The 664-nt window shown below is 57.8% G+C and carries 1 pseudogene; it reads right to left on the reverse strand.

The features are described from left to right. Positions 1-358: 358 nt before the first annotated feature. A pseudogene (locus PH551_RS32845) lies at positions 359-664 on the reverse strand (hypothetical protein); the annotation flags it as partial.

Raw genomic sequence — 664 nt, forward strand, 5'->3', positions numbered from 1 at the left:
GCGCCATGGGCGGGTTTCGTCCTGGCCTGAAGCCATAGTAGAACCCGCAAAGGGTAGGCCGTCATAGACGGCACTAAGCACTTCAGCGACCGCGCCAGCATCCTTCGCACCCGAGGCTCTTCCCGCATCCGTATCTGTCTACACCTCAGATGCGACAGCCGTCGCCTCTTGGGATGCTGGCCAAACGTCACGTTTTGAAGGAAGACTGGCGACGTGCACATTCGATGTCGCCCCCGGCACTGGGGATCGTCTCATCTGGGTTGGCGCGCTGCACGTGGCCGCGTAAAAACGGATTCTCTCTCAACGGTTTGGTGCTTTTCAAGAACGACTGGCATCTATTGCTCGATCCATCTCCACCCTATTGCAGGAAAAGGTAAATGTCGCTCTGCATGCCTGATGGCCCCAGAGTGGCCGTGTAGGGCACACCATGGATACTGAAGTTGGTGGGTTTGTCCGCGCTCGGCAGCAAGTCAAACAAGTACATTGCAGGCAGAAGGTCATCTGGTACCGGTTGATTGCCGTGTTGCCAGCTCGGAGGGACAAATCCTCCCAAGTCGTCCACAGGCAGCGTGTACTGTGGGGTGCCGAAGATCGATGCCCCCAAGCTTTGCTCCCATGGTGCGTCTGGCGGATTGACGCTTTGCACCGGTGAATAGGCGGCTGA

The sequence above is a fragment of the Rhizobium atlanticum genome, from assembly GCF_030182485.1.
GTDB lineage: Bacteria > Pseudomonadota > Alphaproteobacteria > Rhizobiales > Rhizobiaceae > Rhizobium.